The 26,289-nt window shown below is 43.9% G+C and carries 21 protein-coding genes and 1 pseudogene; 10 read left to right on the plus strand and 12 right to left on the minus strand.

Features of this window, described 5'->3' with window-relative positions; all coding sequences use genetic code 11:
- Positions 1-280: 280 nt before the first annotated feature.
- Positions 281-793 carry a pyridoxamine 5'-phosphate oxidase family protein gene (locus NI461_RS06280; protein ID WP_174659711.1) on the minus strand — a complete coding sequence of 171 codons (513 nt, stop codon included), beginning with the start codon at positions 791-793 and terminating at the stop codon, positions 281-283.
- Positions 794-1,211: 418 nt separating this feature from the next.
- On the opposite strand from NI461_RS06280, the gene NI461_RS06285 reads away from it, so the two are divergent.
- From NI461_RS06285 to NI461_RS06300, 4 genes are all read left to right on the plus strand, one after another.
- Entirely contained in the window at positions 1,212-1,982 is a 771-nt protein-coding gene (locus NI461_RS06285; protein WP_174660571.1) for a HesA/MoeB/ThiF family protein, read from the plus strand.
- Positions 1,983-2,040: 58 nt separating this feature from the next.
- Positions 2,041-3,339 (plus strand): AarF/UbiB family protein, encoded by a 1,299-nt coding sequence (locus tag NI461_RS06290; protein WP_151207713.1) that lies wholly within the window; start codon positions 2,041-2,043, stop codon positions 3,337-3,339.
- Positions 3,340-3,459: 120 nt separating this feature from the next.
- Positions 3,460-3,840 carry a dihydroneopterin aldolase gene (gene folB / locus NI461_RS06295; RefSeq protein ID WP_174659712.1) on the plus strand — a complete coding sequence of 127 codons (381 nt, stop codon included), beginning with the start codon at positions 3,460-3,462 and terminating at the stop codon, positions 3,838-3,840.
- The gene (locus tag NI461_RS06300; protein ID WP_174659713.1) at positions 3,797-4,228 is read left to right on the plus strand and encodes a 2-amino-4-hydroxy-6-hydroxymethyldihydropteridine diphosphokinase; all 432 of its coding nucleotides are present in this window, start codon (positions 3,797-3,799) and stop codon (positions 4,226-4,228) included. The genes folB and NI461_RS06300 overlap by 44 nt, the downstream gene beginning before the upstream one ends.
- A gap of 434 nt (positions 4,229-4,662) precedes the next feature.
- Here the strand turns inward: NI461_RS06300 and coq7 are convergent, their stop codons facing one another.
- A complete protein-coding gene (gene coq7, locus NI461_RS06305) occupies positions 4,663-5,298 on the minus strand; it encodes a 2-polyprenyl-3-methyl-6-methoxy-1,4-benzoquinone monooxygenase (RefSeq protein WP_151204130.1) in 636 nt (211 codons plus the stop codon).
- Positions 5,299-5,301: 3 nt separating this feature from the next.
- The gene (locus NI461_RS06310) at positions 5,302-6,618 is read right to left on the minus strand and encodes an MFS transporter (protein ID WP_174659714.1); all 1,317 of its coding nucleotides are present in this window, start codon (positions 6,616-6,618) and stop codon (positions 5,302-5,304) included.
- 173 nt (positions 6,619-6,791) lie between these two features.
- Here NI461_RS06310 and NI461_RS06315 point away from each other — a divergent pair, with 173 nt between their 5' ends.
- On the plus strand, positions 6,792-9,545 hold the full coding sequence (locus NI461_RS06315) for an autotransporter assembly complex family protein (RefSeq protein ID WP_174659715.1): 2,754 nt from the start codon (positions 6,792-6,794) through the stop codon (positions 9,543-9,545).
- 37 nt (positions 9,546-9,582) lie between these two features.
- Positions 9,583-14,103: a translocation/assembly module TamB domain-containing protein gene (locus NI461_RS06320; protein WP_174659716.1), complete on the plus strand. Its 4,521-nt coding sequence runs from the start codon at positions 9,583-9,585 to the stop codon at positions 14,101-14,103.
- Positions 14,104-14,785: 682 nt separating this feature from the next.
- On the opposite strand, the gene NI461_RS06325 is transcribed toward NI461_RS06320, so the two are convergent.
- Positions 14,786-14,992 (minus strand): hypothetical protein, encoded by a 207-nt coding sequence (locus NI461_RS06325; RefSeq protein ID WP_174659717.1) that lies wholly within the window; start codon positions 14,990-14,992, stop codon positions 14,786-14,788.
- Positions 14,993-15,431: 439 nt separating this feature from the next.
- Here NI461_RS06325 and NI461_RS06330 point away from each other — a divergent pair, with 439 nt between their 5' ends.
- Positions 15,432-15,572, plus strand: coding sequence for a hypothetical protein (locus NI461_RS06330; protein ID WP_162850572.1), 141 nt, complete (start codon positions 15,432-15,434; stop codon positions 15,570-15,572).
- A 222-nt stretch (positions 15,573-15,794) separates the two neighbouring features.
- On the opposite strand, the gene xseB is transcribed toward NI461_RS06330, so the two are convergent.
- The 4 genes and pseudogenes from xseB to NI461_RS06350 all read right to left on the minus strand — a co-directional run bounded on the left by xseB (position 15,795) and on the right by NI461_RS06350 (position 19,476).
- Positions 15,795-15,989 carry an exodeoxyribonuclease VII small subunit gene (gene xseB, locus NI461_RS06335; protein WP_151207725.1) on the minus strand — a complete coding sequence of 65 codons (195 nt, stop codon included), beginning with the start codon at positions 15,987-15,989 and terminating at the stop codon, positions 15,795-15,797.
- A gap of 10 nt (positions 15,990-15,999) precedes the next feature.
- Positions 16,000-17,250 (minus strand): annotated as a pseudogene (xseA, locus tag NI461_RS06340) (exodeoxyribonuclease VII large subunit).
- 385 nt (positions 17,251-17,635) lie between these two features.
- Positions 17,636-18,301 carry an HAD family hydrolase gene (locus NI461_RS06345; RefSeq protein WP_174659718.1) on the minus strand — a complete coding sequence of 222 codons (666 nt, stop codon included), beginning with the start codon at positions 18,299-18,301 and terminating at the stop codon, positions 17,636-17,638.
- Positions 18,268-19,476 carry a DUF1615 domain-containing protein gene (locus NI461_RS06350; RefSeq protein WP_174659719.1) on the minus strand — a complete coding sequence of 403 codons (1,209 nt, stop codon included), beginning with the start codon at positions 19,474-19,476 and terminating at the stop codon, positions 18,268-18,270. Before NI461_RS06350 ends, NI461_RS06345 begins: the two co-directional genes overlap by 34 nt.
- An 80-nt stretch (positions 19,477-19,556) precedes the next feature.
- On the opposite strand from NI461_RS06350, the gene dusB reads away from it, so the two are divergent.
- Positions 19,557-20,582 carry a tRNA dihydrouridine synthase DusB gene (dusB, locus tag NI461_RS06355; protein ID WP_253156836.1) on the plus strand — a complete coding sequence of 342 codons (1,026 nt, stop codon included), beginning with the start codon at positions 19,557-19,559 and terminating at the stop codon, positions 20,580-20,582.
- A 247-nt stretch (positions 20,583-20,829) separates the two neighbouring features.
- Positions 20,830-21,507 carry a hypothetical protein gene (locus NI461_RS06360; RefSeq protein WP_151203172.1) on the plus strand — a complete coding sequence of 226 codons (678 nt, stop codon included), beginning with the start codon at positions 20,830-20,832 and terminating at the stop codon, positions 21,505-21,507.
- Between the two features lie 69 nt (positions 21,508-21,576).
- On the opposite strand, the gene NI461_RS06365 is transcribed toward NI461_RS06360, so the two are convergent.
- Complete coding sequence (locus NI461_RS06365; RefSeq protein ID WP_174659770.1) at positions 21,577-22,623, minus strand: nitronate monooxygenase family protein; 1,047 nt, start codon at positions 22,621-22,623, stop codon at positions 21,577-21,579.
- A 401-nt stretch (positions 22,624-23,024) separates the two neighbouring features.
- Here NI461_RS06365 and NI461_RS06370 point away from each other — a divergent pair, with 401 nt between their 5' ends.
- Positions 23,025-23,543: a hypothetical protein gene (locus NI461_RS06370; protein ID WP_174659771.1), complete on the plus strand. Its 519-nt coding sequence runs from the start codon at positions 23,025-23,027 to the stop codon at positions 23,541-23,543.
- 44 nt (positions 23,544-23,587) lie between these two features.
- Here NI461_RS06370 and NI461_RS06375 read toward each other — a convergent pair whose 3' ends face one another.
- The 3 genes from NI461_RS06375 to NI461_RS06385 form a co-directional block, all read right to left on the minus strand.
- Positions 23,588-24,799 (minus strand): YeeE/YedE family protein, encoded by a 1,212-nt coding sequence (locus tag NI461_RS06375; protein ID WP_253156837.1) that lies wholly within the window; start codon positions 24,797-24,799, stop codon positions 23,588-23,590.
- 129 nt (positions 24,800-24,928) lie between these two features.
- On the minus strand, positions 24,929-25,630 hold the full coding sequence (locus tag NI461_RS06380) for a VIT family protein (protein WP_151203169.1): 702 nt from the start codon (positions 25,628-25,630) through the stop codon (positions 24,929-24,931).
- Between the two features lie 120 nt (positions 25,631-25,750).
- Complete coding sequence (locus NI461_RS06385; protein ID WP_174659772.1) at positions 25,751-26,095, minus strand: hypothetical protein; 345 nt, start codon at positions 26,093-26,095, stop codon at positions 25,751-25,753.
- Positions 26,096-26,289: the final 194 nt, after the last annotated feature.

Consider the following 26,289-nt stretch of genomic DNA (forward strand, 5'->3'; position numbering starts at 1 on the left):
GGCTGCTGTAGTGGCTTATTGTTTGAATCCCAATAAGCCAACTTTCCAAAATATGTTAAAAGGCTAAGTGGATTTCATCGAACTCAGGTTAATTTCACTTATCTTAAGGTCGCGGTTGCGGCCTTTTTTTATCGGATTTGATTTGGTGAGGTCTAAAACTGATTAAACTCAATAACCGCTCTTTGTGATTACAATGTCATTTTGTTTTTCTGGGGAATTTAAGTTTATCAAAAAATTAGCCCCTTTTAAAAAGAGGCTAAAAGGAGAGAAAGGTTTAAAATTATAAGTTTATTTTCGCATGTTCTGCATCTGGCTTTTCCGGTTTTCCAGTAACATTGCCTTTGAGTACTTTAAGTAAATGCGTCACTTTATTGTCGGTAATATTCCAGTATTCTGCACTGAAGGCTTTGGCCACTAGAACACGAATACTAGGATCATCCTTGCCGTCAAACCAGTTCTCCGCCCACGGATTCCATAATTTTTCAATGAGTGCACGATCGGTACTGATTTCACCATGCGCACTGATAGACACATAAGTATCATCCGAAGGCTTGGCGAATGACAGGCCTAAATGATGGCGTCCTGTAGTGATGGCCTGCACAATATCATTGGTATCTTTCATAATGAAATATAAGTTCTGGTTTTCATTCATTCCCTCAAAATTCAGCATTGTCATGGGCTGAGAGTGGACTTCCTGAGTCTCGGTCTGATGGCTGATCATGGTAAAACGAACACCTTTAATCAATTCCCATAATTTTTCACGATCATTATGTTCTGAATAAGATTCGGTCATACAAATTCTTCCTTCTGTTTTAGATGGGGTTTTCTGGGTGACTACTAAACAGCTTAATCTGATTTATAGGAGCAGGCAGAAGGTCTCACTGAACTTATACATTTTCAAACTGAAATACAGAGTGTGAATACAGAAGCACTCAAAAGAGTGCTATCTATTAAAGTTCGTTCAACAGAATAGGCAAAATAAGCGCCATGAATAAAGGCAGCATTCAAATGATTTCTACTTGATGCTGCGGGTTAAGCTGATATGCTATTTGACGCCCAGTTGCATTCTCCTTTATTAAATCGCTATTGAAGCGCTGTGACATTGATCACATTCTTATTGGTATGACATTTCCATATTTCTATAAAGGTAATTTTTGGGTAAGCGCTTTTTAAACATTTTGGAACAAGGAAAGACGTTGTCTACATTCACGATGGATGCTATCTCCCCGGAACTTGAATTGACAGATGCCGAATTGCACCTGTATAGCCGTCAGATTTTATTAGAGGGCTGGGATATTGAAGCACAGGAACGACTGAAACTGTCAAATGTCTGTATTGTGGGGTGTGGCGGGATCGGTTGTGTGCTGGCAGAACTGTTGGCGCGGGCTGGTGTGGGTAAAATCACCCTGATTGACCCAGATACGATTGAGATGAGTAATCTGCAACGTCAGCTGGCTTTTACCCCTGAAGATCTGGGTTTCTATAAAGCAGAAATCCTGGCTAAAAGGTTGAGACAGATTAATCCGCATGTACGGGTTGAATCTATTAATCAGGCTTTAACGACTGAAAATGCGACTGCTCTCATCCAGCATCAGGACTTGGTGCTGGATGGTTGTGATCAGTTTGCAATACGTTATCTGGTGAATCAAAGCTGTGTAAAATTAAATGTGCCTTTATTGAGTGCCTCTGCCATTGGATTTCAGGGCCAATTATTTATGCTTGAAGGAGATTCCGCCTGTTATGCCTGTCTGTTTCCTCCAGAAAATCAGGCGGATGAAAGCCTGCGCTGTGCGGATTCAGGTGTGTTGGCCACCACACCCAATGTCATGGCCAGTTTGCAGGCCCACCATGCTTTGCTCTACCTCGGTTTAGGAAAAATGCCATTGAGACAGAACTTTCTGCTGTGGGATGGGCTCAATTTCAAACAGCGAATTTTAAGTTTCCAAAAAGATACAGATTGCCCGGTTTGTCAGGCAAGATAAGCCTGCAAAATTTATTTTTTTTGCTACACTGCGTGTAATTAATTTTTCCTAAGACATTATGAAAAACAATATCTGGTTAGATGGACTTCGTTCAGTGGCCCGTATGGGAGAAACTGCGGTCGTTGCAGCAAAGGCGGGCATTAAATATGCCACTGAAAAGCCGAGCAATGCCAAACTCATGCGTGAAACTTTTGAATCTTTAGGTTCGACTTATATCAAGCTCGGGCAGTTTATTGCCAGCACACCTTCGCTGTTTCCGCGCGAATATGTAGAGGAGTTTCAGGGCTGTCTGGATCAAACACCGACTTTGCCCTTTAGTTATATCCAGCAAGTCTTAGCCTCTGAGTTTGCTGATCGTAATCTGGATGAAATTTTCGCTTCAATTGATGAAACGCCGCTAGCGTCTGCTTCTATTGCGCAAGTTCATGCTGCCAAGCTGGTGTCTGGCGAAAATGTCGTGATTAAAGTGCAAAAGCCGGGTGTGGAAACCATTCTTTACACTGACCTGAATGTGCTGCACTGGGCCACCAAGCTGCTGGAAAAAGCTGTACCTAAAGTTAAATTTGCGTCTCTGGCCGATATTGTGGAAGAAATTAAAACCCGCATGGTACGTGAAGTTGATTTTATCGAGGAAGCGCAAAACCTGGATGATTTTGTCAACTATCTCAACGTGACCAATAATCAGGCAGCAACAGCACCTAAGGTTTATCATCAATATTCTACCCGTCGGGTCTTAACCATGGAGCGTCTCTATGGGGTGTCATTGACGGACTTTGAAGTGGTCAAGAAAATTTCTAAAGATCCATCACAGGTGTTAATTACTGCAATGAACACCTGGTTTGGCAGCTTGATGATGTGTAATAGCTTCCATGCGGACTTGCATGCCGGTAACCTGATGTTGTTGGAAGATGGCCGGATCGGTTTTATTGATTTTGGTATTGTGGGGCAATTGAAGCCAGAAGTCTGGACTGCATGTATGGCCTTTATGGAGGCTTTGCAACACACCAATTATGAATTGATGGCAGAGAACATGCTAAAAATGGGCATGACTGCAGTCGAGATTGACACCAAAGTTCTGTCAGCCGATCTTGAGCGTTTATTTAGCGGTGTACTGATGTCTGATCCTCAGGAGCTATTGAGTTCAAATCCTGCTGATCTGAATGATATCATGATGGATATGGTGGCCGTCGGTGAACGTCATGGTATTCGTTTCCCACGTGATTTTGCCCTGTTATTCAAGCAAATGCTGTATTTTGATCGCTTTATGCGAATTCTTGCACCGTATACCGATATTTATGCCGACCAGCGTCTGCAAATGGTGCAGGATATGGATCCTAATCTGCTGTTAAAGCATTAATTAAATCCCGCTCATCCTTCCTTTCATTCAAGTAAGGGAAGGATTCCCCCCAAAAGTTTTTTTTATTCAAGGAGGGTTTTGGGGAGTTGACTTATCAATATCCTATTCTCGAGTGATCAAATGGACGCAATTATTATTGAAGGCTTAAAAGTCGATACGGTGGTCGGCTGCTTTAATTGGGAGCGTCAAATCATTCAGCCCTTATTGCTGGATTTGATCATCCATGCCAGTCTGGAACAGGCATCACAATCAGATAGGCTGGACGATACGCTAAACTATGCCGAAATTTGTGAGATTTCAGCACGTGTCATTCAGGACGCACAGCCAGAATTGATCGAACATGCAGCAAAATTGGTGCTGGATGCGCTTTTTACTACCTTTGAAAGTATAGAATCGATTATGATTACGATCCGTAAGCCTGCCATCATCGCGCAAGCCAATTCTGTAGGGATACGTCTTGAACGCCACCGAAACGATATTCGCCTTAGCACTGGCGAGTAATTGTCATCCACAGCAACATTTTCAGACTGCACAGCAATGTATTTCACAATGGGGAGAGGTAAAATTCTCGCCTATATATGCAATTCCATGTCGTGATGCGATTGGTTCAGATTACTGGAATGGCGCCTGTCTGCTATCCAGCCATATTTCTGTTGAGGAATTAATCAATTTTCTTAAGCAGCTGGAAGCAGACTCGGGACGGGTACGTCCATCCCATCAGATCACGCTGGACGTCGATTTAATTGCATGGGGGCCTGATCTGGCCCATATGCAGCTGAATGAGAAAAAACTGCCGCTGGCATTGGATGTCAAAATTCCTATGTGGGATGTATGGAAAAATGATCTTTTTCAACATCAGGCACACGCTTTTCCTGTTATCCAGCCTTAAGACCTGAATATTAATTGCTTCATTAGACGATATAGTCTTCAAGCTAAATGGATGACTTGTTTCTTATTGATTTTTGATCAATTTGGATAAATCGTCTTCAAATAGTCTGTTTTATTATTTTTGGTGCTGATGAACAAATAAAAATAATTATAAGTATAAAAAAAGCTTGTTTTAATGGGAAGGAAATAATTTTTTCGATTTTAAATTGGCATTATTTTTATCTAAATTAAGTTTAAAACAGAATACAACGTGGATTTAAGTCCGCGTTATATTCATTCTGATGTTCAGAATAGCGATATTGTTATGAACTAACAGGTACTAAATCTTCTTTGATCATCACATGGTGGATTTCTTCGTCCAGCGCAGCGATCATCCTCTTATGTTAGGGCGAAAAAAAGCTCACCTTACGATGAGCTGTTGGGCTTGGTTAGCAATCAGATATAATAACTGGTTTGGGTCATTAATTTTGAAATTGCAGTCATGGTCATCCGTACGGGAGCAGGCAAATCTACGCCACCTGCGGCCAGCGCTGTATCGCGGTGATGCAGCTCATCTTCATTCATTTGCTGCAAAATGCGTCGGGAGCGCTCGTCTTGCGCGGGAAGCTGACGAATATGATGCTGCAAATGTATGCTGACCTGACGCTCAGTTTCTGCCACAAAACCCAGACTATATTTGTCACCCGCAATTCCGGCAATGGCGCCCATACCAAAAGACAGACCGTACCAGACCGGGTTCAGCAAACTGGTATGACTGTCCAATTCTTTAAGCCGGTCTTCACACCATGCCAGATGATCCTGCTCTTCAATAGCTGCCTGTTGCATTTCCCGACGAACATTGGGAAGCTTTGCTGTCAAAGCCTGCCCGTGATAGAGTGCCTGGGCACAGACTTCACCACTGTGATTAACTCGCATCAGGCCAGCGACATGGCGGGCATCGCTCACCGTTAACTGGGTCTCTACCAATTGGGCTGGATTTTCACGTTGTGCAGAAGTACTCCCCGGAACAAGACTGCGTAGTGCCTGGTCAAAGGAATGAATAAGTTTATCGACACCTGTATATTGACGCATGAATTAATCCTCCAAGGGGGCGTTTGCGGTTTTGAGCATGGATTTGAGCCGGTAGAGTAGCCAGACAGTGAAGATGCCACTCAAGACTGCGGTAATACAAAAAAGTATTTTAAGATCAAACTCTAGAACGCTTAAAATAATAATTGAAAATATAGCAGAAGATACCATGAAAACAGCATTCAGGATGTTATTTGCAGCAACCACACGCGCACGATGTGAGCGAGGAGAATGAGCCTGCATCATGGCATATAACGGGACAATATAAAAACCGCCACTGATGCCCAGCAAGGTTACTGCCAGCATGACATGATAATAGCTCCAGCCTTGCTGAAATACCTCAGCCAGGCCGAGCAAAGCACCGCTACGTTCAGGAATGGCAGCCAGACTTGCTGCCAGATAGAGGGCAAAAGTAACCAACCCAACTGCACCAATCGGAACCATTTTAATATTGACTTCGGTGCCGCCCAATCTGCGGCATAAATAAGAACCAAGGCCAATCCCGACTGAGAAAAAAGTCAGCAGCAGGCTGGCTACATTTTCCGAGGCATGCAGGTTTTGTAGGGTCAGTTGTGGAATCTGGGTCAGATAGGTGGCCCCATAGAACCAGTACCAGGAGTTACCCAGTAAAATTAAAAAAATCAGCGGCAAGCTTTTTGCATATTTTAACGTCTGAAAACTGGTGCGAAAAAAATTCCAGTCAATCTGAATGTCGGGGGCTGGAATACTCTGTTTTAGTATAGAGCGACTAGACCAATACCCCAGCATGGCAATTGTCAAAATAGTCAGACTAATCCAGAGCAGATGACCATTTGAGGCTGCAATAACAGCACCGCCCAGAATCATACCAAACAGGATGGCCAGTGATGTGCCAGACTGAAACAGGGCATTTCCAGACATCAGCTCATCTGGCTTCAGGACTTCAGGTAAAATGGCGTATTTAATCGGGCCAAAGAACGTGGACTGGGTGCCCATCAAAAACAGGGCAAAGAGCAAAATCCATAAATTCCCCAGTAAAAAACCGATGGTTCCCAAAAGCATAATGACGATTTCTAGAATCTTTAAATAACGAATCAGTTGGGCACGTTCATATTTGTCAGCAATCTGTCCAGCAGTGGCTGAAAAAATGAAATAAGGCAGGATAAACAGCAAGGCAGCCAGGTTGTTCAGCGTGCTGATATGGGTACTCTGTTGAATCCAGCCATAGGTAATGACCAGTAATAAAGCCTGTTTGAAAACATTATCATTTAAAGCGCCAAAAAACTGGGTCAAAAACATCGGTAAAAAACGACGGGAGCCCAGCAGATGTTCGTTATTATTCATAGACACGTGCTACATTAAGTTTTATGAAGAAATGTGAGAGATGCGTAAACATTCGGAAAAATCATGTAAGATACTTTCGGCTATGTGAAGGTAAAAACCAGTAATTTAAGTTCTTTAGCTTATATTTTTTGGTCAAATAATCAATTAAAGAATGTATTTGTTTAGAGTTTGCTATGCTTGCAAAAAGAAATTTTAAAAAAACGATGCTGAATCTTAGTATGGGGAACCTCATACCACATCATGGCCGGACATGGCTGTGTATGAGCATATTTTTTATGATGTGGTCACATCAGGGCATAGCACAGACTGAACAGGCAGCAGACACTCCAGTCGCAGTGTCCCGAACGGAAAAGGTTGAAGAGCTGTCTCAGGAAGCCCTCCGCCAAGGTCTGGTTAATTCCGAAAGTGAAGCGGTCGAAACCATACAACAGGCACTGGTGCCGCAAATATCCGTTGATAGTATGCAGATGCTGCAGGAGCAGCAAAATGCCGGTGGTATTCTGGAAGAGTTTAGTCCGATTGAATTTGAAGATCTGGAAAACCTGCCGATGCAGAGTATTGACCAGAGCATGGCCAATGAAATTTACCGTGTCGCTGAAGAAGCCAAACGTGAAGCACAGGATTATCGCAATACCCAGCAGACTGAAACGGTGGTAGATATCAGTCAGCAGGAATTGCTTGAAATAAATCAGGCGCCGGTAAATGTTGATCAGCTGATGCAGTCTATTCGGGCAGATAGCAACATTAGCGTACAGAGTAATGAGGCGGCTCGGACTTTAAGAGATATTCCAGGGCCGACCGAGCCGGAAGATGCCAAAAAGCCCAATATCGTAAAACGACTCTGGTATAAGCTGCGCCCACCACGTCAGATCATGATCGCCAGCACACCCCGGATCAGTGCTGAAGTCATTATTATGAATGGGAATGGTACTGCCGAGAGTAATGGTGTACTGAATCGTAGATATGAGTCTGAAGCTTATAATAATTTAAGCAATAATATCCGTGCCAAACTGTCCAGTTTTACGCAGGAATCCTTTGAGGATTTTTCTTCGGCATTGCCCCAATTACGCAACCTGTCCAAGCAGGCAGCGCAGGCAGTGGGCTATTATAATGCCGAGTTTAAGTTTGAACGAGTGTCGGATAGTCGCGTAAGAGTCCGGGTAACACCCAATGAGCCCGTACTGATTAGCAGTCATCAAGTGGAATTTACCGGACCCGGGGCAGAGCAGCCACAATTCCAGGTTATTGGTCTTTTACCGGAACAGGAAGAAGGTGATATTTTCAATCATGGTGCCTATGAAACCACCAAAGGCAGGATTGTTGAGGCAGCCAGTCATAATGGCTATTTCGATTCCTTCTGGCGCCTGCATGATGTATTGATCAAACAGCCGCAAAATACAGCGGATGTCAATCTGCGCTTTGAAACCGGTGAACGCTATAAGCTGGGACAAGTTGAATTCAGAATGAGTGATCCTGAAAAAGAATTTCCGTTGGATCCAGATATTTTGGAAAGTCTGGTGACTTGGAAAGATGGGGCTGACTATGCCTTCTGGCGTGTCAATAGCCTGGCCAACAACCTGACCAACTCGCGTTATTTTAACTATACACTGGTTGATGCGATACGTCCTGATCCGGTGGACAGAGAGCTAGAACTGGCTCCTGATATTCAGAACCTGATTGAACAGCAGAAACTGGAAGAGGATGGTTCTACTGCGAATGTTCCTCAAAAACCGGCTAATTCTACTGAAGTCACGCAAAATGTCGTGGATGAAAGTCAATTTGCTGGTATACAGGATCAGGAAAATCCGAGTCTTATGAGCTTGCGTGTGGAGCAGAAAAGCAAGGAAAATGAGCAGGACCGTTTAAAAGCACAGGCACGTGAAGAGAAGAAAGTTCCGGTCATTGTGACTTTAAATGCAGACCGCCTGAATAGTGCTGAAGTCGGTATCGGTTATGGTACAGATACTAATGTACGCTTACGTGGGCAGTATCGCCGTGCCATTGTCAATAAACGTGGTCATTCATTTGACGCCAACCTTGAGCTTTCCGGGATCCGCCAGTCAGTTGATGGTCGCTATAACATTCCATATCATCATCCTCTCAATGACTATGTCAGCATTGTGGGCGGGTATGAACGTGAAGAGCGGGAAGATGTCGCTCAAGATACAGGCCTGCTAATTGAGTCGGCTGTACTAGGCGCAGACCGGCTTATTAAAAATCCACTGGGGAATTGGCAGCAGGCCTTTGGTGTACGTTATCGTCTGGACCGGCTGACACAGGACGGTTCGGTTGACTTTAACCAGGTTCCAGAAGCTTTTAGATTTAATTCCGCTGCTGAGCAGCAGTCTCTTCTGTTTGGTTATGAAGTGTCACGCACGGAGAGTGACCGCCGGATTAATCCGACCAAAGGCTTTAAGCAGATTTATAAGGTCGAACTTGGGAGTGAGGCTTTATTGTCTGATGCCGATATGGCCATCCTTAATGCGGGTTGGCGTTTTATCTATTCATTGGGAGAAAATGCTGACCATCAATTTGTTGGCCGTGCCGATCTGGGCTATATTTTCACAGAAGATTTTGCCAAAGTACCTTATAACCTGCGTTATTTCAGTGGAGGCGATCAAACCATTCGAGGTTTTGATTATAAGAGTCTTTCGCCTGAAATCGAGGGCTTTAAAGTTGGGGGGCAGGCTTTGGGTGTAGCCTCACTTGAATATAATTACCAGTTCAGGGAAGGCTGGCGAGCTGCAGTCTTTGCAGATGCCGGCAATGCCTATAATGAAGATTTTAGCAATCCGACTGAATATGGTGCGGGGTTGGGAATTCGCTGGGCCTCACCGATTGGCCCGATTCGGGTTGATGTTGCAACCGGATTATCAGATGACAGTCATCCAATCCGACTGCATTTCTTTATTGGTTCACCGTTATAAAACATTCATTTTTTAAAAAGATTTATTTGGGTACGTTATGGTCGAAAACCAACCACAGCCGGAACAAGAACAACCAAAGAGAGTGCCAAAGCAGCGCCGTATATTGAGAAGTATCCTATTGTCGGTACTTTTCTCTATCATTTTTTTGCTCTCTGTTCTGGCAGTTCTGTTTTCGACTAATCAGGGCAGCAAGTTTTTGCTGGAACAGGTCATGCAACGCCAGCAGATTATTCATTATGAATATGAAGGCGGGAATTTATGGCGTGGGATCATTTTAAAAAATATCTTGGTCAGTCTGGAGGCTGTAGATGTCAAAATTGACCGGGCTGATGTCACCTTGGGCTGGCGTGCGATACTCAAAAAGGAAATCCATCTCAATAACGCAGATGTGACGCATTTGCAGGTGATTAATAAAGGTCCTTCCAGTAATGAGCCTTTCAAGTTTAATGCAATCCGTCTGCCTTTTGAGTTGCGTGTCGATCATCTGCTGCTTGACCATCTGCTAATTAAAACCCAGACCACTGCGGTGGATATATTTAATATTGAATTAAATGATGCCTTATGGTCAGGAACTGAACTGAATTTTGAAGATTCCCGTATGGATATGGGGTATCTGTCGGTACGCGAAGCGAGCGGAAAAATGCAGTTTGAAGGCAAGTATCCACTTGATGCTCAAGGTATTGTAAATCTGCCTGCGTTAAGAGAAAGCCTGAATGTGCATGATATTCATCTACGGGCAAGGGGTACGCTGGATACAATTCAGGCTGGCGTTGCCACGAATACCCCTGATCTACTGACCGGATGGGTAATCCTGCACCCGATGCGCCCTCATGTACCGATGAAAGGTGAGTTGAAGTTTAAAGAATATCACTGGCCAATTCTGCCTGAACAGAAGCTGTTTACTCAGGATGGTATTGCTGAGTTTAATGGCAATATTGAACGCCTGAATTTAAATGTGCGCACTGACCTGGGCGGAGAAAATATTCCGCAAGGTGAATATAATGCGGTGATGCATACCGATCTGGTCAATCAGCTTAATATTAGCGACCTGAATGGACAGCTCATGAAGGGTTCAGTCAGTTTGGCAGGAACTGTGGGCTGGTCAGACCGGGTGGAGTGGGATCTAAGCGGTCGTATGAATGGGATTGATCCCAAGCATGAACGTATTCCACAAGTGCTTCAGGATTTTTTGCCGCCTAGTCTGGATGGCAAGATAGCCTCTGCAGGTCATCTGGAAAAGGGTATGCATCTGACCGCTCTGGTCGATTTTGACCGCTATGAAAGCTGGAAGTTCAAGCTGGATCAAGCCCCACAAAAAGCTAACAAGCCGGAACCGATGCTACTGGATGTTGCCTGGAATAATATTGATCGTGCTGTCCCTTATATTGGCTGGCTGAGCAGTGACTCAGGGGATGTCAAACTGGCATTGCTAGAAGGTCAGCAAAACATTCATGTGGCGACCAAGGTGAGCAGACATGAGGACGGCGTGCTGCCGCCAGGAATGTATCGGGCGCAGCTTGATCTCAAAGATAATATTCTGCGAGTGCCAGACTTTAATTATGGTGCTGATGCACAGGCCGGCAGCTTAAGCGGTAATGCGGTCATTGAGTTGCCGGACGAAAAACGTCAGCTGAAATGGAGCGCCGTATTAAATGCCAAGGAGCTGAATACACAAACGATTGCTGCGGCTTCACCCATTGACCGTTTAAATGGTCAAATCAAGGCGAATGGCTATGCGCAACCAAATCAGCAGATTATTAAAGTAACGGGTGTGGACTTAAGCGGCAGACTGGCTGATCAAAATGAAACCGTACATTTACAAGGAACCAGTGGAATTGCCCTGTTATTCCATAATGAAAAAGCCGGCGGCGGATTTAAGGGCTATGCGGTGAATTATAATGGTTCATTAAGCAGTAGCCAGTTAAAAGCCAGCAAAGGGATGCTTAAAGTACGCCTATCTGGAACGCCGGATATGCTGCGTATCGCAGAGCTACGACATGATGGGATCGCCGGGAAAATCAATGCCAATGGTCGCGTTCATCTGGCCAAAGGAATTGGCTGGGATATTAACGCCTCACTCATACGTTTTAAGCCACAATATTTTAATGCCAAGCTGAAAGGCGAGATTTCAGGCAACATCCATACCCGTGGGCTGTGGTCAGATCAGCTGAAACGTATCCAGATTCAGCGTTTGAACCTGGCAGGGATATTAAACGACAAACCGGTTCGGGGCACAGGTAATCTGGCGGTCATTATTAATTCAAATCAGCGTGGCTTTGTACCGGAGCAGTTTGAAGCCAATAATCTGTTTCTGTCTTATGCCAGCAACCAGATTCAAGCGACCGGCAATGCGCAGAACTTGCAGTTAAAAGTGAATGCACCCGCCTTGTATGAGTTATACCCAGGCTTGAAAGGCCGGGTACAAGGTTATATTAATATGCAGTCCCAGCCGCGTTTGCAGGCCTCAACCAATCTTGCGATTGATAATTTAGCCTTTAAGCGACTGTTCAGTGTGCAGCAGGTTCGGGTGCGCGGTCAGCTACCGACTTCACAAAACACACCGACTTTATTAACTGCAACCATGGAGCGCTTACGTAGCGGATCACGGGAAATTGCTCATGGAGAGGTTTCTCTGGCGGGTACCCGTTCTGCACATATTTTAAAGGTTCGGGCAGAAAACCGCCTGTCAAAATTCTTTATCCAGCTGGCGGGTGGTTTTAATGCGCAAAATAACTGGTTGGGCCAGATTCAAAATGGTGACTTTGACTCCTTAAGAACTCATCTGGTGCAACGTCAAAATGTAGCGGTGATTTATAATACTGCTCAATCTGATCTTTTCATTGGTGCCCATTGCTGGATGAGTCAGCAAAGCCAGTTGTGCTTTGATCAGCCTGTTCGGGTGAATCCAGCGCGAGGCAATGTCTCTTTTGTGACCAAAAACCTCGACCTGAATGACTTTAGTGCCTTCTTGCCTGAAGGCTTGGCTCTGACCGGTAAAATTAACGGTTATGCCAAAGCTTCATGGGCTAAAAATGCCAAGCCAAAAATTGATGCCCGTCTGGTCACCCGCAGTGGTGTGGTCGGACTGTCTTCTGAAGATCCGGAATATCTGGGTTCGACCCTTCAGTATGATGAAGTGGGGCTGATCGCCAAGAGTGTTGCCGAGGGTTTACAGATTCGTCTAGATGTGAAAACGCCGGATATTGGTACGGGTTATGCCAATGTCATTATTGATCCGTATCAGGACAGTAAGCCAATGCGTGGTGAGATTGCCTTTAATCAGGTGCAGCTCAAAGTGTTTAAGCCATTTGTTCAGGATATCCGAAATCTGGAAGGGATTTTATCCTATGCCGGTAAGGTGGGCGGCACACTAAGAGATCCATTACTTGAAGGCGAAGTCCGGGTGAAAGATGCTGCCATCAGTATGATTTCCTTGCCGGTGAATCTGACCAATGTCCAGCTTTATTCATCCATTCGCCAGAATAGCGCCACTATTAATGGTGCATTTAATAGTGGTCGTGGAGCAGGGACACTGACGGGTTCGGTTGATTGGAAAGGCGATCCGCGTGTTCAGTTAAAGCTGCAAGGGGAAAATCTGCTGATCCGTCAGGCACCGCTGATTGCTGCAGTGGTTACTCCTGATTTGTCCTTGGACATGTATCCATTAAATAAAAAGCTCAGCCTGCGTGGGAAAGTAGAGGTGCCACGTGCGCTAATTTCCATGCCAGAAGCCTCTGAGCCGGTGGTGGGGCTGTCTTCTGATGTGCGCGTTGTGCATGAGGGAGATGATCAATTGGCCATTTTAAATGCGGCACGTCCATGGGATATTCGAGCAGATGTTGCAGTGTCTTTAGGTGATCGGGTCATTTTCCAAGGCTTTAATAGCCGGATTCCACTGGCAGGTCGGGTTAATTTATCTCAGCGTGGTCTGGAAACAGCAATGCGGGCCAATGGTGCAATTGGGGTATCACAACGGGTGAAGATTGAGGCTTATGGTCAAAGTCTGGACCTGACCCGTGCTATTGCCCGTTTTAATGGTGAGTTGACAGATCCGACTCTGGATATTGATGCCAATAAAACTGTACAGGGCAGCACCGTGGGGGTGCGTGTAACCGGTACGGCATCGAGTCCAAATATTCAGATTTATAACGATGCGGGCCTGTCTGAACAGGAAGCTCTCAATGCCTTGATTACCGGGCGGATTAATGAAGGTGCCTCTAGTCTAAGTCAGGCGGAAGGCTTTAGGTCTGATGTTAACAATACTATTGCTGCGGCAGGGATCAGCCTGGGCTTAGGTGGTACCCGTGCATTAACCAACCAGATTGGCCGGAGTTTTGGTCTAAGCGGTCTGGCACTGGATGCGGAGGGTACAGGTGATGATACGCAAGTATCGCTAACAGGTTATATTACGCCAGATCTTTATATCCGTTATGGGGTCGGGGTATTTACACCAGTCAACAAATTGACTTTACGTTATCAGGTAAACCAGCGTTTATATCTGGAAGCGAGTCAGTCTCTCGAACGGGCCATTGACTTGTTCTATAACTGGCGTTTCTGATTTAGAGACAATATATGTTAATATAAGTTACTGTTATTTAATTTGTTATTCATTCAGTCTACACAGGAGATAACTGTGTAGACTATTGAGTAGTTTCAGGCTTAAAATGCAAGTGTCAAATTAGTAACTTAGGCCTGAAATGCAACTCAACAAGACGAATGTTGATGCTATTGCATTGACTGAAAAAGGATAAACTATCTGTCTTGTCTGGGATCTGATTGGTTTTTTAGTTTAAGCCACTCTCAGATTTACCGATTATATCTGGCCTATCAACAACCTGCGTGACCGAAGTATGCGTCGGGTTGTTATCTTGCTGTGTATCCTGCGCACAGCTCCTTCAGCTTTGACATAGCGAGTAGTATTGCCAAGCCTCATTATTTAAAATAACTTTTAGCAAGGAGAAGGCTATAAAATGCCGTGAAGCTTTGATCTCTAGTAAGTTGGTAATCCTCCCGATCAAAGACTGGACTGCAAATGCTTTTCTGGCGTCAGCTGCGAAGCAAGTGTATGAATCTAAGAGTTAAAAAAGCCCTCAGGTTGAGGACTTTTTTTAATAATCAAGGCTTAATCGCGAGATTACTTTTGACTTTTCAGCTTCTTTTTCAATTTAGCCAACTTGTCTTTGTGTTTAGATATTTTCTTAAGGCGAGCTTTAATTTTTTGCTTCAGGGATTTTACTTGCTTAGCCACAATGTTGCTCCTCTGTTGGTATATCCGCTGACTGATTTTTTTTAATAAAACTACGGATGAATTTTCTTAACTCTCTAGCTGCGCTTGTATCCAAGCTATCACATAAGTGAATGAACTCATCACGCTCAGCTGTATTGATGCGAATTAAGAGCTGACCATCTTTTTTATTAAGCTTGGTTTTTTTGGGTAACTCAGTCATATCATGTTTCCCCACCAAAGCTAATAAATAAAATGTATATACAAAGTATATGCTGAACAGCATTTAGTCAATCACCTCTTATAAAACTCCAACAGTCAATATCCTATCCTGACTAAAAAATTCTGGGTCAAGCTACCATAACTCTTTGAAAAGAAATGATTATGTAGTTTGTATGGCCTGATAGTAAGTTTTTGTTGCTTAACTTCCATTGAATATCCTCCAAGCTGCGGCAGTTTTTCATTCTGTATAAAATATAATTAAATAAAGCCAACAAGTTAAAAACCTATATGCTCAGAGCAGATGCATTTCACGATAGGAACACAATCTTTTTAATGAGGGCTTTGTTTTTAAAAACTTAATACGCAACGCCAATATTCTTGAGCCTGAACACCCACTATCATGTTTATTCCCCTCAACCATAAATCACAAAGGAATAGCTATGACTAATCAGACAGACCAAAAATCTAGTCCGCAAAAAGAATCTAATGATGATAAAGGAAAGCAGGAGTCTTATAAAAATACAGAGCCCAAGAAAAAACCGAATGCAGAACCGGAGAATCCACTGAAAGAGCAAAAATAGCTGATTCAACTTTAAAAGCCCTCTGAGTGAGGGCTGATGATAAAAGTTAGATATGTGAGGAGTATGGATCATGAGGCTTAGATCAGCTTACAGAAAACTTAAGCTCAAGCTATCTAAACAGTTTTACAAAGCTATTGCTCATGGTCTGAAGTTTAAATGAATGAAAAATAGCCTAAGTCATATGGAAAGATCTGAGTGAATGCTATTTCTCATTCTTTGGAATTACTCCTTAAAAGTATCGTTCAACGCCGTTTGTACGGCTTCAACACGTGCCTTGCATGCTTTATAAGCGCTCATCGATTCTTCTACAATTTTCATCAGGTTGTCGATATCTGGTTCTTGCTGAGATTCAAGCAATTCAGCATTTTTTTTCAGGATGTTATAGCCTTCCTGAAAGCTTAAAGTGTCATGACTCATGAAAATTTACCTATGTAAGTTGTACGGAGAAAATACCATCGTGTAATTCCACTTGAACGGGTTGTTGCACATCTAGTTGACGGACTGAGCGAACCACCTGATCTTGCTGGCGTACAATGGCATAGCCTTTAGCGAGAACATGACGCGGATTTTGTAATAAAGTTTCCCGCATCAGGGCATCCAGCTGTTGGCTGATGAGTTGAGTATGTTGTTGAGCTAGATGCGAGGTATCAGCTTTAAGTTGTTCCACCATCTGCACGGCATAACTGAGTTGATGGCTGGCCAGATTTTGTATCAGCTTGAGATATTGATCATTCTGGTTTTGATAGGCCTGAATCTGTTGCTGGGAAAGACGCTGAATCTTTTGTAGGTTTTGCATAAGCGCCTGGATGAGCTCCACGATATGATTACGGATACCTGCAATAACTTTACTGGGTGTATCAAAGGAACGATGCGCGATTTCATCCAGAATTGTCCGGTCTTTTTCATGTCCAATGCCTACCCAAATCGGGACTGAGCGTTTACACAGCAGGGCAGCCAGCTCATAGTCATTTAAATAAGCCAGATCATTCACTGAACCACCCCCTCGAATGATAACGATCAGATCGGGTGCTTGGCTAAAAGTTTGTGCCCATTGTCTAAGTGCTTGGGCCAGACTTTGCATAATACTTTGCGGAGCCGTATTTCCCTGAAAAGTGGCGCTGTGATAAATAAACTGACAAACCTATGCACGCTGCAATGCATCTGCATCTTTCTTGAAGTCACCCAAACCAGCAGCATTTTCAGGGGCGATTACCAGAATCCGGTTCAGATCAAAAGGGGCCGGCAGTTTTTTATTACGATCAATCAGTTTCTCAACAGTCAGCTTTTCTACGATCTGTTGATAACGTCGGGCAATGTCACCTAAAGTATAGCTAGGGTCAATCCCTACAATATTTAAAGAAAAGCCGTATTGTGGGTCAAAACTGGCCTTGACCTTGAGCAGAACTTTTAAATCACAGCTGAGCTCAATTCCGCTGTGCCGCTCAAATTGGGTGACAATTTTTTGGGCACTAAATTTCCAGATTGTGGCACGACAGCTGGCAATGACCCGATCTGTTTCAGCTTCTTTTTCTGCCAGTTCCAGATAGTAATGACCCGCTTTTATATTCAAGTTACGAATCTCGGCGGTCACCCACACCGGCTGATCGAAAGTGAGTTTAACCACTTCCTGTACCGTAGACAGATATTCTTTCAGGGAGAGTTGAGCGTCGTTTTGCATGCCGGTATAAAGTGTATTATTCAATCGAATATTAAAGCAATATGGCAAACTTCACAAATCTCGAAGCTGATGAATGGGGCAAGTATTCCAGGATTTTAAAGCTTTTAAGCTCAATAAAATTGAGCATTTTATAAAATATGTAATGACATTATAATGTCTTTGTACTGTAAATTTCCATGGGTTTGATCAGTCATTATTCCGGAAATCAACACAGGAAGTCTAAATAGCTTTATATTCTTCAACTGATTTAAGCAATCATGTAGATCAATTAACAGATCACCACAAAATAGAATCCCCTTTTAGGAAAGAGACTCGGATTGAAAAATCCTGAGACAGGTAGGATTAAAAGAATGAGGGGTTGTGCTTTTAATACTCAGCTAAGCGCTTAATAATTCAAACGAAGGATAGATTCAGGATTATGCGGCTGTAGTACCGGAAGATTTTGATCTTGTCCTTCCATATAAGCATAATCTGCCAAACTTAGCATTTCTTCATCTTCTTCACTATTTCCATAAGCATAAATTTCAGTAAAGTTTTCAAGGGGATATTTTTTCATTACCCTGATTTTCTTTTGTTCTTTACTACAGTCCGCAGTACGGTACATGCCTGTTAAATAGTCATTTTGAATGTCAGTTTCGCTACAAATCAGGTCGATTTTCAGATAGTCACAAATCGGCTTCAAGTATAGATCTATGGAGGCTGACACCAGAACCACCTGATGGCCGAGCCGTTGATGCATTCTCAATTGCTCGAACAACTTGGGATTTAATTTAAAAACTAGCTGTTCGGCATAATCCTGAGCCAATTGCTGAATATCGGTAGCATTACTATTTTTGAACATGCTGGCATAAATTTTAGGGCGCATCGCATGAGCAGGATAGAGCTTGAGATAATAGGCCTGAATCCACGGCAAAATACGAATACCGCGTTTCAGAATATGCCTTTTCGACAATGCATGGAAGATGAACCCGGTAAAACTGTCATCAGGATACAGGGTGCCATCAAAATCGAATAAGGCTAGAGTTTGAGATTTTTGACTTTGCGTATGCATGTTTGATATCGACCATCGACACGAGTGGCAAACCAGTTGGTATTATAATCCCGGCTGAGCTTCGGACCAGAAATTACCACTTCCGGCATTATGGCATAAAATGGGGTTTTACCTGTTTTCTCTTGGTAAAGTTTACTGACGCCTCGATAGGTCATGGTGTTTTCAAAGCTTTCTTCTTTTTCTTTCTTTAAGTCGGCCCGAATCTGGCGTTCAGTAATAACAAAATTATTTTTTGCGAAAACATGGATGAGCTCACGTTCTGACTGGCTCTTCTGTGCACGTATGCCACCATCTTTATTATAAAGTAATAAATCCCCATCTAGGCTGAGCTTAGTCTCGGTCAGGCTATTGAGCATCTTCTGGAAGGCTGCATTTCGACTAGAATATTTACCTGAATTATAATCTGCAAAACGGTAAATCGGTTTGTCATAGTTTGTCGGATACATCATCAGCCGATGAATACCATAATATAAGCCGCCGTATTGGGTGTATAAGTCGCTGCGCAACGCTGCAATATTTCCTCCCTGACGCTTATATTCTTTGGCATAACTAATATGAACCTGCATGGAACCCAAGGTGGTGATCGGATTCAACTTCTCACCAATATTTTGACCGAACAGTTTGGCGGCACCCGTCAAGGCACTGACACGATAATGCTTGGCCATGTAGTCAAAAATTTCACGATACAGTTCATCAAGTTCACGTTCGGTTTTCACCCGGCGCATCTGACTTAGATAATTATCTTTTGGATCCGGATGGTTTCTTAGTACATCCTGAAAATAACCCGCCACTGTTCCACCAATCGATTCGCCCAGTTTATCCTTGAATTTTTCTTCTAGGCGATCCTGCACTTCCTTCACGGCTTTTTCACCCAAACCTGGAACCACAGGATCGGCAACAAAGTTAGATTCCTGATCCACCACAGCTACAATAGTACAGATATTCTCTTTGGTTTGAGGAATGCCGAGCTGCTCGGTAATGTCATAAATATCCTTGGCCCAAGACTCGCGGTCATTGACCCGGGCTGGAATGGCTTTACGAATATGTTCAACCTCAAGGGTGGGTTCATGATCTTTAGACCACCAGGAACCATTACCGCAGCCCAGCAAACCTAGAGATAGTGTAAGCAAAGACAGGGACTTGATAGAAAAAGAAAGAGCAGGTTTTTTGTTCATGGTGCCGTAAATCAATTGAAAAGATGAGTGAACAAAGCAGATGCAGTATACTATGCTCATCAAAAAAGTGATGATTTTATATGTATATTGGTCCATATCAACTGTCAAATAATTTGATTGTTGCCCCGATGGCGGGCGTAACTGACCGTCCCTTCAGGACTTTATGCAAGTACTTTGGTGCAGGCCATGCCGTCAGTGAAATGATGACCTCGGATAAAACCCTGCGCATGAGTAAAAAGAGTTTGTATCGTGCAAATTTTGATGGTGAGCTGGCACCCATTTCAGCACAGATTGCAGGTTCGGACCCGCAGGATCTGGCAGAAGCTGCCCGTTATCAGGTTGCCAATGGGGCGCAAATAGTTGATATTAATATGGGTTGTCCAGCCAAAAAAGTCTGCAATAAACTGGCAGGCTCTGCCTTGCTGCAAGATGAAGATCTGGTGGCCCGAATTATGGACACTGTGGTCGCAGCCGTAGATGTGCCTGTGACGCTCAAAACCCGTCTGGGTTTTCTGAATGGCCAGGAAAATATTCTACGTGTCGCCAAGCGTGCTGAAGAAGCAGGTATTGCAGCATTGGCCTTGCATGGCCGTACCCGGGAAGATATGTACCTGAATACGGCACGGTATTCGCTTATTAAAAATGTGAAAGAAATATTGACTATTCCTGTGATTGCCAATGGTGATATCGACAGTCCTGAAAAAGCCAAATATGTGCTCGACTATACGGGTGCCGATGCCATTATGATCGGCCGGGCTGCTCAAGGCAGACCCTGGATTTTTCGTGAAATTGGTCATTATCTGAAAACCGGAGAATATCTGGCTGCGCCAAGCATTCATGAAGTTAAACAGGTTTTGCTTGGGCACCTGTCTGAACTTTATGAATTTTATGGTGAATACTCCGGTTGCCGTATTTCGCGTAAACATATTGCCTGGTACACCAAGGGGCTGCATTCGAGCAATGAATTCCGGCAAAGTATGTATCAGGTGGAGAACACTGCTGATCAATATAAAGTAGTGGAAGATTATTTTAATCATTTACTTGAATATGGTCAGATCATGAGTGATGTGCAGGTCGATCAAGTCAACCTGCTGGAAACCAAATAAATCAGCTCCATCGCTAATGAATTAAGGAAAGGTGCTGTAGTGAAAACAGTACCTTTTTTATCTTGAGTCGAAGCTTTTAAGTGTTCCCGTTACATTCTATTCTGACTTAAACATAGCTGCATATTATATTCACCTAAACTGGACAGGACTTGGACACTGTTTACGTGAACCTTCTCTAAGATGGGTCTCTAGCATGGCAAGATGTAGTTTCAGTCTTGTTCATTCTCATGATCAAGGGAGATTCATAATGACTAATACTAATCGTCCAGTGACAGAATTCAGCCATAAAACTTCAACAGAATTACCAGAAGAACGCAGTGAAGCCTTAGATATTGATGCTACAGATGCAAGCGCACGTCCAGATTTAAATACACCTCCTAAAGAGAGTCATCGTGTTCCAGACATGAATGAAGGTGAAGATCATCTGGTGGCTACTGGTGCCGGTACTTTAGGCGGAGCTGCTGTAGGTGCCGCATTTGGTGCTGTGGGTGGTCCTCCTGGTGCAGTCGTTGGCGGTATAGTAGGGGGTATAGTGGGCGGTATTGCAGGTAATGATATCGCAACACCCGATCATCCAAATCAGGCAGATAATTACCAGCATCCCGAAAATTTGCGAGAGGCTGATAACTATCGGCAGCCAAGTGATCTAATTCAGGAAGATAACTACTGGAGAGATGAGTACCATAATCGCCCCTATTATAGTGAAACCCGTAATATGTATAGCGACTTGGACTATGACCGTGATTATCGGGGTGCCTATCAGGTCGGATATGAGAACCGTTCACGCTATGATCGCCAGACTGAATTCTCTCATGCTGAACCGGAACTGCGTACGAAGTGGGAACAGGTCAAAGGCAATACCCGTTTAAACTGGGAAGAAGCCAAGTTCGCAGTTAAGGATGCCTGGGATCGTATGACGCGTTAAATAGCAGGTGAACATTTTGCAAATAAAAAAGCCTCTTTTTATAAGAGGCTTTTTTAAACTCTGACTGTGTTATGAGCTATGTTTCATTTCCAGAACTAGCTGATTCACCAGATCTGAGGCTTCTATTTCACGGATCTGTGCCACATTTGAACCTGCCCAGAAAGCCCCATAACCGTGATCGCCATGTTGGGCAGCTGCTGCGTATAGCTGCTTGGCCAGATCATAGGTATAAGGATAGGCCGGTACATCCAGGCGCTCAGGAGTATCTACTTCAATATGCCAGTGGTTGATAATCCCGCGAGCAGGACGACCAGAAATGCTGGCACTTACCTGAGTAAGCGGCTTAGACAATAAAGCTCTGCGATAAGCATCACTGGCATTCGAGGACTTGCATTGTACAAAGGCAGTGCCAAGCTGAACGGCTTCTGCACCCAGCTCCATCATTTGGTGTGCCTGCTGGCCATCCATAATACCGCCCGCTGCAACAACAGGCAGAGAAAAGTGCTGTTTGATCAGTTTGACTAAATTAGAGGTTTTGACAGAGGCATCAAATTTTGTGCAAAAAATTCCACGATGTCCTCCCGCTTCAATGCCTTGAGCAATAATAATATCAATTCCTGCAGCTTCAATTGCTTTGGCTTCGGCAAAGTTGGTGGCCGATACCATAGTTACAATCCCAGCTTCTTTTAAGGCCTGAATCTGGTGTGGATGCGGAATTCCGAAATGAAAACTTACCGCACTGGGCTTAGTGTCCAGAACCAAATTCAGAAAATCATCATTGTCTTTAAAGCTGGGATAGATACATTTGAGCTGGGTAGGAGCATTGGCGCCGTATTCTGCAAATTTATCTTTAAACTGCGCAATCCATGCTTGGGCGATGCTGTCATCAAGTTCTTCACTGTCATGGCAGAAAAAATTGACCTGAAAAGGGCAATCTGTCAGCTCTTGAGTCTTTAAAATCTGTGCACGAGCAGACTCAACACTGCTAGCTCCGAGACCCAGTGAACCCAAGCCTCCCTGGTTAGACACTTCAGCAGCAAGTTCAGGTGTTGAAACCCCAGCCATAGGTGCTAAAAAAATAGGATGTCGTATTCCCAATTTCTCTAATAAAGACATAGATTTGCTCCTTGTTATTTTTATTACTTTGCCTCTGGCAACAGAATTAAGCAAATAATATTGGTTATTTTATTATGAAATATAAGCTCTTTAGTAACAGGCTGATTACATTCTGCTCAGCATGAAGGCTTATGAAAAAGAGAGTCTATTTCCAAGTGCAATAAACAAAGTAGTTATCATCAACTTTTACCCAAGTGTGGCCTAAATTCATGTCTGATGATGTCCATAAAAAACTGCAAACTTGAGCTGAAATGGTCAAATCTTGAGGCATCTAAGAATATGAAGCTGTATGGTTAATCTGTCCAAACCCTATTGGTGGCGAGATGAGTGAGAAAAATACTTTAAACCTAATAGGGGTCTGCCATAATAGGCTTATCTAGCATGAAACTGAGAAGGTTATTATGAAGGCAAGGCTAATGTCATTGGCCCTTGTGGTGGGATTAACCGCTTGTACGGCAGAGCAGCAACCTAAAGATAGGGTTAATCCGGTGCAATATCAGGTGAAAACTGCTGCAGAGCTGCAACAACGCTTTAATACGCTCAATGTCCAGCTGGCGCAGGATTTCCAGCAGTTTAAAAAAGTAGAAAGCATAGCTTTTTCTCACCAGCTTCCACTGGATGTCAATAATCTGCAAACCTTGAATCAGCATCCGGTGAGCCGGACAGCATTGAAATCCAGCAAGCTTGCTTATTGCGATATGATGAATGCTTACTTTGCCGAAATGTATCGTTTGGGCCACTATAATCTGGATCTGGTCCATGCTATTCAATTGCCGAATGCCAAAGAGGAAGATCTGAAAAAGAACTTCTCTGATTCTGATCAGTTCTACAGTTTTATTCTGGATCGTTATACCACCTATCGTCAGGTTCAGCAGACCATGAATTATGGTTGTAATTTAAAAGCAGCTTTATCAGTTTAGGCGCTGAATACAAAAGCCCATCTTTAGTAGATGGGCTTTATGGTTTAGCAGCCTGTTAATTTTTCAGTTTTCGGCTTTTCACCGGGGAAGAAAAACGGGCGGAATTTAACACCAAGGATATTGCCCAGAAAGGCAAAGACCAGCCATAACCAGCCATGGATACTGCCAGAGGCGATCCCGCTAAAATAAGCACCAATATTGCAGCCATAAGCCAAACGCGCACCATAACCCAGAAGTAATCCACCGAGCACAGCAGCCAGCAGGGAGCGGCGTGGGATCTTAAAATTCGGCGCAAATTTACCTGCCAGACTAGCTGCCAGCAAGGCACCCAGCATAATGCCAAAGTTCATCATCGAGGTAATATCAAACCAGAGCGATTGAGCCAAAGCTTTGGCATTGCCCGGTTGCTGCCAGTAATCCCAGGCACTAACCTCTATTCCTGCAAGACTGGCGACTTTTGCTGCCCAAACAGCAAGAGCAGAGGTGACTCCCCATGGACGACCTGCCAAAGCAAGCGTGGCAAAGTTGAGCAGGGTTAAAATAATACCCCCCCATATTAAAGGCCAAGGCCCGCGCAGAAAACGTTTCCAGCCTTGATATTCGCTGACAGGTTCCGCTTCCAGACTGCCATGGCGTTTCTTTTCAAAATACACTGTTGCAGCAGCAATCAGGCCGAAAATGATAAAGCTTAAAACAAGTGCCGGGATCACCCCAAAACTTTCTACCACGGAAATCGGTGCCAAATGAGGCAGGTTAAACCACCAGTCCAGATGTGAAGTGGCAATCAATGAGCCTGTACAGAAGAAAAATAGCGTAACCAGCATACGGGCACTGCCACTACCGACAGTATAGAGTGTACCTGAAGCACAACCACCGCCGAGCTGCATGCCAATACCGAAAATAAATGCACCAATCATCACGGACATCGAGATTGGATTAATATTACCTTTAACCGGATTACCAAACAGTTCACCAGCTCCCAATGCAGGGAAAAACAAGAGAACTGCCAAGCCCAGCATAATCACTTGTGCACGCAGGCCGCGACCACGGCGCTCTTTAATAAAGACGCGCCAGCTTGAAGTAAAACCAAAGGAGGCATGATACAGGGTCATTCCCAGTGCGCCGCCGATGAGAAAAAGCAAAGCCTGGTTAAGACCGACGACTTGATAGGCACCAATCGTACCGACAATAAGCAAGATAAAAGCCACCCAGACCGAAAGATTCGATCGCTGGGAGGATGCAGCAATAACTGACATGGGAGATAAAGCTTTAGAGATTAAACCGCTATATTCTACGCGACTTCTCCCCTCAACTGAGATCAGTTCAGTCATTTAAAGAGCAATTGCTCAGTCTTATAATTGATATGATTTATTGGGTTAGCTGATTTATATCGTGTTGAGATTAAACAGCGAACCGATCCAGCTGGAAAATAACATCGCTGCTACTCCCCAAAGGAGTACCCTTAAGCTGCCTTTCAACATGGATGTGCCAGAAAAGTAACTGGCGAGTGCGCCTAATAAAGCTAGAGAAAACAAGCCTACAAACCCCACCACAGACTCAACCCACTGTGCCGGGCTGAGCAAAATCGAGAAGGTGGGGAGTAAGGCACCCAGAGAGAAAGCCAGTGCCGATGATGCGGCTGCCTGTATAGGTCTGGCTGTCGTATGTTCCATAATCCCGATTTCATCACGTGCATGAGCTTGCAAGGCATTATGTTGAGTCAGCTGCAATGCAACCTCCCGGGCAAGTTCGGGTGTTAAGCCACGTTGAATATAAATCTGACTAAGTTCTCCAAGCTCTGCTGCCGGATTTTTAAGTAATTCACGATGTTCCATATGCAGGTCGGCTGTTTCAATATCTTGCTGGGATTTAACAGAAATATACTCTCCGGCCGCCATGGAGGAAGCACCTGAAATCAGTCCCGCAATACAGGTAATCAGAAGTGTCTGCGTAGACGCACCGCTAGCTGCCATTCCCATAATCAGACTGGTGACTGAAATAATCCCGTCATTTGCACCTAATACGCTCGCTCTTAACCAGCCCGTGCGGCTAATATAATGTTTTTCATGATGCTGGGAATGAATCATAGGTATAAGCTCTAACAAGTCGGAACTTGGATACAATGCATTGTTTTTTAAAAAAATTCAATAAAAAATCACGATAAAAAAAGCCTGCATTTTGCAGGCTTTTTAACATAATAACTGATCTTAGTTTTCAGCTTTTTCACGCACATTACCTGCGCCTTCTTCAACTGCAGCAGCAGTCGCAGCAGTCGCATTTTTAGCTGCTTCAGCCGTAGCATCTGCGGCACGAGATGCAGCGGCGGCTGCCTCATCAGCTGCCTGTGCTGTATTTTCGGCAGCATTATCCATGGCTCTTTCAGTTTTTACAGCAGCTTCATGACTTGCATCTTCCATATCATGACCAGCTTGGGTCGCTGCATTTTCCAGATGTTCACCTGTGGTCGCACCTGTTTCAGGGGCGTCTTCTTTCGCACAGCCTACAAGAGATACAGTTGCCACCAGACCTAAAGCAATAAGTAACTTATTCATCAAATAATATCCTTTGTTGTTGTATGAATGGCATTCAGTTTAACGACTGTTGGTAGGGTTTTGTGCTACAGAAAAGATCATAATTTGTTGAGCAAATGTAACTTTTATAAAGGCTTATAACGTTTTTTACTGCATATGTAGTGAGTCAAGGATTTTGAGCGGCCTGTTTTTAAATATTCAGTGGAGTGAAAATA

This window comes from Acinetobacter sp. S4400-12 (genome assembly GCF_024129495.1).
Taxonomy (GTDB): domain Bacteria; phylum Pseudomonadota; class Gammaproteobacteria; order Pseudomonadales; family Moraxellaceae; genus Acinetobacter; species Acinetobacter lwoffii_C.

What these genes read in the sequence shown, in the direction of transcription:
- NI461_RS06280 (WP_174659711.1), bottom strand. Translation starts at nt 793, where the DNA reads ATGACCGAATCTTATTCAGAACATAATGATCGTGAAAAATTATGGGAA.
- NI461_RS06285 (WP_174660571.1), top strand. Translation starts at nt 1,212, where the DNA reads ATGGATGCTATCTCCCCGGAACTTGAATTGACAGATGCCGAATTGCAC.
- NI461_RS06290 (WP_151207713.1), top strand. Translation starts at nt 2,041, where the DNA reads ATGAAAAACAATATCTGGTTAGATGGACTTCGTTCAGTGGCCCGTATG.
- folB (WP_174659712.1), top strand. Translation starts at nt 3,460, where the DNA reads ATGGACGCAATTATTATTGAAGGCTTAAAAGTCGATACGGTGGTCGGC.
- coq7 (WP_151204130.1), bottom strand. Translation starts at nt 5,298, where the DNA reads ATGCGTCAATATACAGGTGTCGATAAACTTATTCATTCCTTTGACCAG.
- NI461_RS06310 (WP_174659714.1), bottom strand. Translation starts at nt 6,618, where the DNA reads ATGAATAATAACGAACATCTGCTGGGCTCCCGTCGTTTTTTACCGATG.
- NI461_RS06315 (WP_174659715.1), top strand. Translation starts at nt 6,792, where the DNA reads ATGCTTGCAAAAAGAAATTTTAAAAAAACGATGCTGAATCTTAGTATG.
- NI461_RS06320 (WP_174659716.1), top strand. Translation starts at nt 9,583, where the DNA reads ATGGTCGAAAACCAACCACAGCCGGAACAAGAACAACCAAAGAGAGTG.
- NI461_RS06325 (WP_174659717.1), bottom strand. Translation starts at nt 14,992, where the DNA reads ATGACTGAGTTACCCAAAAAAACCAAGCTTAATAAAAAAGATGGTCAG.
- NI461_RS06330 (WP_162850572.1), top strand. Translation starts at nt 15,432, where the DNA reads ATGACTAATCAGACAGACCAAAAATCTAGTCCGCAAAAAGAATCTAAT.
- xseB (WP_151207725.1), bottom strand. Translation starts at nt 15,989, where the DNA reads ATGAGTCATGACACTTTAAGCTTTCAGGAAGGCTATAACATCCTGAAA.
- NI461_RS06345 (WP_174659718.1), bottom strand. Translation starts at nt 18,301, where the DNA reads ATGCATACGCAAAGTCAAAAATCTCAAACTCTAGCCTTATTCGATTTT.
- NI461_RS06350 (WP_174659719.1), bottom strand. Translation starts at nt 19,476, where the DNA reads ATGAACAAAAAACCTGCTCTTTCTTTTTCTATCAAGTCCCTGTCTTTG.
- dusB (WP_253156836.1), top strand. Translation starts at nt 19,557, where the DNA reads ATGTATATTGGTCCATATCAACTGTCAAATAATTTGATTGTTGCCCCG.
- NI461_RS06360 (WP_151203172.1), top strand. Translation starts at nt 20,830, where the DNA reads ATGACTAATACTAATCGTCCAGTGACAGAATTCAGCCATAAAACTTCA.
- NI461_RS06365 (WP_174659770.1), bottom strand. Translation starts at nt 22,623, where the DNA reads ATGTCTTTATTAGAGAAATTGGGAATACGACATCCTATTTTTTTAGCA.
- NI461_RS06370 (WP_174659771.1), top strand. Translation starts at nt 23,025, where the DNA reads ATGAAGGCAAGGCTAATGTCATTGGCCCTTGTGGTGGGATTAACCGCT.
- NI461_RS06375 (WP_253156837.1), bottom strand. Translation starts at nt 24,799, where the DNA reads ATGTCAGTTATTGCTGCATCCTCCCAGCGATCGAATCTTTCGGTCTGG.
- NI461_RS06380 (WP_151203169.1), bottom strand. Translation starts at nt 25,630, where the DNA reads ATGATTCATTCCCAGCATCATGAAAAACATTATATTAGCCGCACGGGC.
- NI461_RS06385 (WP_174659772.1), bottom strand. Translation starts at nt 26,095, where the DNA reads ATGAATAAGTTACTTATTGCTTTAGGTCTGGTGGCAACTGTATCTCTT.